Origin of the sequence: Streptomyces sp. NPDC005435 (assembly GCF_040703155.1) — a bacterium.
Taxonomy (GTDB): domain Bacteria; phylum Actinomycetota; class Actinomycetes; order Streptomycetales; family Streptomycetaceae; genus Streptomyces.
In genome coordinates this window covers 55586-61655 of sequence record NZ_JBEXEQ010000032.1, presented here as the reverse complement: position 1 = coordinate 61655, position 6070 = coordinate 55586, and the positions used below count along the sequence as shown (strand labels likewise).

7 protein-coding genes are annotated in these 6070 nt (G+C 72.4%); 3 read left to right on the top strand and 4 right to left on the bottom strand.

Going from position 1 to position 6070, the window contains the following annotated elements; genetic code table 11:
* Nucleotides 1-1069 precede the first annotated feature (1069 nt).
* The 3 genes from AB0898_RS30060 to AB0898_RS30050 all read left to right on the top strand — a co-directional run bounded on the left by AB0898_RS30060 (nt 1070) and on the right by AB0898_RS30050 (nt 3052).
* The gene (locus tag AB0898_RS30060; protein ID WP_366806200.1) at nt 1070-1714 is read left to right on the top strand and encodes a hypothetical protein; all 645 of its coding nucleotides are present in this window, start codon (nt 1070-1072) and stop codon (nt 1712-1714) included.
* 50 nt (nt 1715-1764) lie between these two features.
* On the top strand, nt 1765-2184 hold the full coding sequence (locus AB0898_RS30055; protein WP_366806199.1) for a helix-turn-helix domain-containing protein: 420 nt from the start codon (nt 1765-1767) through the stop codon (nt 2182-2184).
* A 412-nt stretch (nt 2185-2596) separates the two neighbouring features.
* Nucleotides 2597-3052 (top strand): hypothetical protein, encoded by a 456-nt coding sequence (locus AB0898_RS30050; protein ID WP_366806198.1) that lies wholly within the window; start codon nt 2597-2599, stop codon nt 3050-3052.
* An 845-nt stretch (nt 3053-3897) separates the two neighbouring features.
* On the opposite strand, the gene AB0898_RS30045 is transcribed toward AB0898_RS30050, so the two are convergent.
* From AB0898_RS30045 to AB0898_RS30030, 4 genes are all read right to left on the bottom strand, one after another.
* The gene (locus AB0898_RS30045) at nt 3898-4170 is read right to left on the bottom strand and encodes a hypothetical protein (protein ID WP_366806197.1); all 273 of its coding nucleotides are present in this window, start codon (nt 4168-4170) and stop codon (nt 3898-3900) included.
* Complete coding sequence (locus AB0898_RS30040; RefSeq protein ID WP_366806196.1) at nt 4170-4409, bottom strand: hypothetical protein; 240 nt, start codon at nt 4407-4409, stop codon at nt 4170-4172. The genes AB0898_RS30045 and AB0898_RS30040 overlap by 1 nt, the downstream gene beginning before the upstream one ends.
* 290 nt (nt 4410-4699) lie before the next feature.
* Nucleotides 4700-5041 (bottom strand): hypothetical protein, encoded by a 342-nt coding sequence (locus AB0898_RS30035; RefSeq protein WP_366806195.1) that lies wholly within the window; start codon nt 5039-5041, stop codon nt 4700-4702.
* A 220-nt stretch (nt 5042-5261) separates the two neighbouring features.
* On the bottom strand, nt 5262-6029 hold the full coding sequence (locus AB0898_RS30030) for a hypothetical protein (protein WP_366806194.1): 768 nt from the start codon (nt 6027-6029) through the stop codon (nt 5262-5264).
* Between the last annotated feature and the right edge of the window lie 41 nt (nt 6030-6070).

Here is a 6070-nt window from a genome sequence, read left to right as displayed (position 1 = left end):
AGCGGGTACCACATCGCTGCGCGATGTGCAAGGGGCGCGGTCGCTGCGCTCCCGCTGGCCCTCGCGATGCGAGGGCCGTCCCTTCCGCTGCGCTCCAGGGACGGGTGGGGCCGGCCGCTGCGCGCTCGGCTGGCCGCGCGATGCGCGGCCGGGCCGATCGGGTCGGTGGGGTGCGGCTAGTGGGGCCTCCAGTATGGGGGTTGGGGGAGCGCGGGGCGCTCCCGGCGGGTCCGCTGCGCTCCCCCGCCTGACGGTCCTTCCGGCTGCGCCTCCAGAACCTTGGGGCCCGCTGGCGCGGGCCGGGCTGGCTATGAGGGGGTGGGTCGCTCGTTGGGGTGGGGTTCTAGTGTACCGCGTGCATCAGGTTGATGCAGCATGTACCGTTGGCGGAAACACGGGACACCCCCCAACCATCCGGCCGGGGCGCGGCTTTTGATGCAAGGTCAATGCCGGAATTCGGTTACCCCACTCGCGCGAGGAATAACGAATTGGGAAGCTGTGGACCCGAGCCCCAGAACGGTACCTCAGATAGGGGAAAGGCTGAATTTCGGCGTGCGGAGGTACCGGAGCCGAATGGCCCCCTGGGGCCGGGCGGCGGAACCGCCCACCGGCCCCAGCCACGCTTCCTCGCTTTTGAGCGTCACGGCCGGTACCACCCGAGACTCAGAGCCGCTGCTGCCGACCACGGCCCGCACGAGGGCGCGGCGCCGCACGCGAAGCCGCCTCAGCCACCACGCCCCGGCCCTCCTGGCGGGCGCGGGCGAGGCCGGACACGCCCGACTCGCCGCTGCTGCCAGCTCGGTGACACCGGGGCCGGCACCCGCCGGACGGCCGGGAGGGGTGTCTTACAGACACCTAAGAGTGCTCACGGCCTCAAAACGCGCTGACCTGGGAAAACGCCGAACGGCGTGTTCTAGATCTCCAGAACAAAGGGGGGTCGGTTTGTTCTGGAGATCTAGAACAAACTCCGGGCGTGTCGAGGCGGTGCAGCGACCCGGAGGAGGCGGCGCGTGTTCTACCCCTCTGAAACAAGACGGTTCCCCTAGTGGTACCGTTCGGCCCACAACAGATGATCTTCCTGGAGGCTTTGATGGAGCAGCTGCCGGTTGTTCGGCCCGGCCAGCGCGTTGTCGCCCGGTCGGACGGCAAGGGCGGCATGGTCGTCAGTGTCGAGAAGATCCAGGGCCGCGAGTTCGCGGTCAGCGCGGAGGTCAAGGGCTACGTCCTGGACGCCCGGCTGCTGATGGACGTCCTGGGCAGCCTGAAGATGCCGGGCAGCTGGTTCCAGGTGTGGTGCAAGCTCGTGGCCGCGCAGGACCCGGCGTACCACGGAGTCGACCGGACGAAGGCGCCGCGCGGGTACGTCCGGATCAACCAGCGCGACCTCCAGCAGCTGTGCAGCCTGTCCGCGGCCTCGGTGAGCGAGCCCGCGCAGTTCTTCCACCAGATCGGCTGGATGCGGACCGCGAAGCCCGGCGTGCTCCAGCTGAACCCGTGGCTCACGGTGGCCGGCACCTCCGCCGAGCAGGAGCAGTGGCAGAAGGAGTGGAACGCCGCCAAGGGCCCGGCCTGCATCATCCCGGCCCCGGACTACCCCGCTGAGTGGCGCGCGGAGCGAGCGAAGGCCAAGAAGGCCGCCGAGATCGCCCGCCGCAGCGAGAAGGTCGTGACGCTGTCGCGCCGCCGCCTGCCCGCCCGGAAGGCGAGCGCGTGACGCGCACGGGCATATCCTCAGAGCCAGACGACAACGACCAGGAGGCACTCGTGAGCACCACTTACGTCCCTGGCCCCCCGTCCAACGAGCCGATCACGCTCACCCGCGACGCTCTGCGGATGCTCGCCCTCGTGGACATCTCCCTGACCGCCCGACGCGTGCTCGACGTCCTCCTGGCCCTCCAGGACCCCGACAACGGCGCCGTCGGCATCAGCCAAGCCGAGATGGCACACGAACTCGGAGCCGGGAAGCCCGCGGTGAACCGCGGCTTCAAGGAACTGCGAGAGGCCGGCCTCGCCTGGCTCCTGCGCCGCGGCTGCTACCAGCTCCACCCCGTCCTCACCGGCGGCCGGGTCGCCGGCACCGCGATGGCGGTCCCCGAGATCAACACAACGCCCGCCGAGGACTTCACCGAGCAGCGGCGGACCCGCTTCGCCGCCCAGGTCGCCAACCTCGCGCAGAGCGCCTGATCAGCCCCTCGGGGCCCCTCCCGACGCCACGGCGCCGCACCCCAGGGTGCGGCGCCGTTCGCGTGCCCGAGCCGCACGCCATGCCGCCTGTCGGTATCACCAGGGGTACCGACATGTTCTAGTTCTCCAGAACACGCGCCGCTCCGGGCGGGCACCCAAGGCGTACATCGTTCCCCTCCAGGGGAAAGCCCAGGTCAACGGCGCGCGGCGGCGGGTGACGGTATCACCAGGGGAACCGTCTTGTTCTGGTTCTCCAGAACAAACTCCGTGACCAACAGTGCCCGGACCGAAGGCGCGTACATCGTTCCCCTGGAGGGGAAAGCCGCAGGTAGCACGGTGCGTACGGGCGTTCCCGGGGTGGAGCTCCGCGTGCCGCCCGCCCGGGGGCCGGCCGTCGCGGTAGGAGTGGAGGATGACGTACGACTTCGGCCACCACTTCACCCGGGAGCTGAGCAACTGCTTCGGCCCGGACCCCGAAAGCTGGCCCGCGACCGCGGAGCGGGTGACCCCGTTCCTCGCGATCGTCGTGGACGCCCTGGGCGTGGACGAGGGCCTGCGCTGGTTCGAGGCGGCTCGCAAGGCCCACCGGCGGGTGACCGAGGCGGAGCGCGACCGCAGCTACAACTTCGGCTTCGCCCACTACCTCGACACAGCGACCGGGGTGGACAAGGACGTCACTCTCCCCGTGCTGGCGGCCTTCGAGGCGCTGAAGGCCGCGTACGTCGTTGCCCGCCACGAGGACAGCACGGACGTCGACGTGTACTTCGAGCACGCGGCGCAGGCGTGCTCACGTCTGGGCGCCGCACGCCGCGCCCGGGTGCAGCAGCTGGAGCAGGGCCGGGAGAGGCAAGCGGCCGCTGCACGGTGAGGCCGGCCTTGCTGCACGAGCAGCACCCGTGTGCCGCCCGGGTCGGGCAATGCTGCACCGAGCGCGGGACGGACCGGCGCAGCACCTCGGTCTTGCACCCTTCTGCTGCCCTTGCACCCTTCACCACCAGGAGCAGCAGCACGTGCAGCACAGCGGGCAGCAGGCCGGAGGGTGCAAGGCGCCGGCTGGTGCCGGAGACCTTCGCCGGGAGATCGCGGAGGCCGTGCGAGCGGGCCGGGGTCGGGCGCCGTCTTGCACCCCAATGTAGTTAGGTACTTGTAGTACCTATGTGCGGGTAGAACTCTCTTCCCCCTGAGAGCGGAGCTCGCGGCCGGGGAGCGAGAACGCCAGCGCCGGAGACGAGCTGCGGGACGTCGGCCGGCGCACTGCGGAGGCCCCGTGATCGTACGAAGCGCTGTACGCCGCTGCGCGGGCACGAGAAGCCCGTGATCGTCGCTCGGGAGCCCGGAACGGCTCAGAGCGCCGCAGCGAGCCGCACAGCCCCGGGAAGGATCATCTGCGCCCCGGGCTGAGCGCGCCGTGGCGCACCGTGCGATTACTGCGCACCCACCAGAACCGCCAACCGGCCATCCGCGTCAGCGAGGTCTCGCGCGGCCTCTACCACCGGTATCTCGCCTACGGCGGGTGAGGGGCAGCGCGCTCGTCATCAGGTCAGTCAGTCCTAGGTCTTCCTCTTACGCGAGCGATCCCTCACCAACCGGCGGACCCGATCCCTCACCAAACGACGGACACGCCGCTCCGCCGCGGATCGTCCTCGCGGTCGGCGCCGGCCTCTTCGACGCGGGCGGGCAGCACGCGGTCGGCCTGGTCCAGGAGGTCGTCGGTCAGACCTCGATGAAGGCGATCACGACCACGGTCTTCAACGCGGTCACCCAGTACACGAGCCGGACCCGTTCGACGTCGTCGACGTACTGGCGCAGCCGCGGCCCGGTGCTGTCACCGGGGAGCAGCTCGCCCGCCTCGGGGTCGACGGAGACGACGACCAGGGCGCGGTCCAGGGCGTGCAGCTCGGCCTCGCTGGTGATGGCGTCCAGCTGCTTCGCGGCGGAGTCGGAGAACGCGATCCGGGCGCGGCGGGGGCCGTGCGGTGCGGGCATCAGGCGACGGCCGGGCGCTGGGCGGCGAGCCGGGCGAGGTGGGCCTCGCGCAGCTCCTCCCACGGCGTGCAGTCCTCCACCGAGGGCAGCCCGTTGGTGGCGATGTCCTCCAGGACGGCGGCGAGCTGGTCGGCGCTCTCGCGGGTCCGGGCCGCGTACGCGCGCAGCCCGTCGGCGGCGGCGGGCTCCAGCTGCTGCCGGACGGCGGCGGTGTCGGCGGGGGCCGGCTGTTCGCTCATCGAGGGCCTCCAGGGCGCGAACGGGCGTGTGCCACCACGGTATCGGCCGGGCGCGGGCCTCGGGGACCACTCGCGCGGACCCGGCCGGGAGCGGGCCGGCCGCGGCTCACATGCCGAACGAGGACTCGACGTCGTCGATGATCTCGCGGGCCAGCTCGGTCACGTCGTCCTCGATGGCGGGGAACTCCTCGGTGTCGAGCGCCCGGCCTGATCCAGGTACTCGCGGATCCTGTCCACGATGGTGGTCAGCGGGTAAGCGTCGTCGTCCACGGCGGCCTCCGTCCCGGTGCTCAGGCGGGCAGGCCGGGCAGGACCTGGCCGTCGGTGATCTGGGGCCGGGCGGTCAGGGCGTGGCCGTCGCAGACCACGTACCGGTCGCCGTTGTCGGCCTGGACGGTGTGGGTGGCCGGCTCGGTGCAGGCCGCGTCCAACCGGTCGTACGGCCAGACGTTGAAGCAGACGGGGTCCATGCACCAGGAGTCGAAGCCGTCGGCGGTGGCCCGCGCGCGGGCCTTGAGGGTGGCGCCGTGCTCGGGGCACACGCCCCACGGCACGGTGCACCGGCTCGGGTCGGCGACGGTGCTCTGCAGGGCCTGGGCGTAGAGCGCGGCGGTGGCGCTGTCGGCAGTCACCCCGGCGATTCTTCCGCAACCGCCGGGGCGCCCGGGGCCGGTCCCGCTGGTTACGTTCCGTATCCGCGCCCGGCGAAGGTGTCACGCTGTCGGGTGGAGCCGAAAATCGGGGTCAGCCCCGTGATTGCGGGCCCGAAGGTCAGCGTGACACCCCGACGTGACAGCCGGATCAGGAGGGCGTGACACCCCGGCGTGACAGTCCGATGTGCACGCTCGGTGATCAGCGGGCGGGGTGCGCGCGGGTGAGGAGCGCGGTGAGCGCGGCGGCGGCTTCCGGCTCGGACGTGGCGAGCCGGGCCGCGAACGGCAGCTGGTCGACGTCGGCGTCGGGGACCAGGCGGACCAGGGCGGCGAGCAGCGCGGCGTGGGCGAGGACCGGAGGGGTGAGGAGGCCGGCGGCTTCCTCACGGGCGGCCGGGTCGCGGTAGTGCCCACGGCGCGCGGCCAGGGCACGGGCGAGCCAGCCGTCGACGTCGTCCTGGACGTACCCGCCGGCTCGCCGGGTCAGCTCCTCGCGTACGGCTTCGTCCCCGGCCCGGGGCTCGGTCTGCTCCAGCGTGCCGAGCTCGCGCAGCGCCTGGAGCTCGTCGGCGCGGGCCGCGACCCGCTGTGCTTCGCGCAGGTCGGCCTCCCGGGCGGCGGCGCCCGCGGCGTCGGCTTCGAGCTCCGCCCGGACGACGGAGTCGGTGTCCGGGTCGTAAACGGTGCCCGCCGGCGCGGCGGCGAGCAGCTGCTCGATGCGCTCCCACTCCGCCAGCTCGGCCGGGCCGCGGACGTCGTCGGCCAGGTCCTCGTGCCGGGACGCCTGCCGCGCGTCGAACCGGGCGTCCTCGAGGGCGGCCGCGACGGCGCCGGCGTCCATGCCCTTCGCCCGGCGCCGTACGACGCGGCGGCCGATGCGGGCCGCGTCGACCGGCTCGCGGGGCGCAGCGAGGCGCGGGGCGAAGGGGCGGTGGGCATCGCCGCCGGGCGGCCACATCCTGGTCATCTTCGGCCTCACATTCATGGTGGGAAATCGGAGCGGGCCGC

Excerpts from the sequence above, each read along its gene's own strand:
- AB0898_RS30060 (WP_366806200.1), top strand. The coding sequence starts at position 1,070 with ATGATCTTCCTGGAGGCTTTGATGGAGCAGCTGCCGGTTGTTCGGCCC.
- AB0898_RS30040 (WP_366806196.1), bottom strand. The coding sequence starts at position 4,409 with ATGAGCGAACAGCCGGCCCCCGCCGACACCGCCGCCGTCCGGCAGCAG.
- AB0898_RS30045 (WP_366806197.1), bottom strand. The coding sequence starts at position 4,170 with ATGCCCGCACCGCACGGCCCCCGCCGCGCCCGGATCGCGTTCTCCGAC.
- AB0898_RS30050 (WP_366806198.1), top strand. The coding sequence starts at position 2,597 with ATGACGTACGACTTCGGCCACCACTTCACCCGGGAGCTGAGCAACTGC.
- AB0898_RS30030 (WP_366806194.1), bottom strand. The coding sequence starts at position 6,029 with ATGACCAGGATGTGGCCGCCCGGCGGCGATGCCCACCGCCCCTTCGCC.